Annotated in this window: 1 pseudogene; it reads right to left on the bottom strand. The window is 70.3% G+C overall.

Annotated features, from left to right (window positions below):
• Positions 1-599, bottom strand: a pseudogene (locus tag G9373_RS45585) (pyruvate dehydrogenase (acetyl-transferring), homodimeric type); the annotation flags it as partial.

Below are 599 nucleotides of genomic sequence, written 5' to 3' on the forward strand. Positions count from 1 at the left end.
GCCGAGGGTGGTGTACGAGCCGGGGACCCACTGGCGGATCTGGTCGGCGACCGCACGCATCCAGTCCGAGGCCGCCACGAACGGGCCGGCGGCGTCGGACAGGGCCTGCGTGACGTACGGCAGCGGGGCGTCGGTGCCGGGGTCGCGCAGGGCCTGGCGCTCCGATTCGATGCCGTCGCGGCGCAGTTCACCCCAGGAGGTAACCGACCACACGTCGGCGGCCACACCCCACTCGTCGGCGAGCAGCTGCTGGGCCCGCAGCCCCTCGGGCATGGTGACACCGGAGACCAGGATCTGCGCCTTCGGGCCCGATGCCTGCGACTTTTTGAACAGGTACATGCCCTTGAGCAGGCCCTCGACGTTGAGGTCGGCGGGTTCGGCGGGCTGGGAGTAGGGCTCGTTGTAGAGGGTGATGTAGTAGAAGATGTCCTCGCCACCGAACCCGTCCACGCCGTCGGTGCCGCCGTACATCCGGCGCAGCCCGTCCTTGACGATGTGCGCGATCTCGTAGGAGAACGCCGGGTCGTAGGCGACGGCGGCCGGGTTGGTCGAGGCCAGCAGCAGCGAGTGCCCGTCGGCGTGCTGGAGGCCTTCGCCGG

It is taken from the genome of Rhodococcus sp. A14 (assembly GCF_011603105.1).
In the GTDB taxonomy this organism is placed as follows: domain Bacteria; phylum Actinomycetota; class Actinomycetes; order Mycobacteriales; family Mycobacteriaceae; genus Rhodococcus_F; species Rhodococcus_F opacus.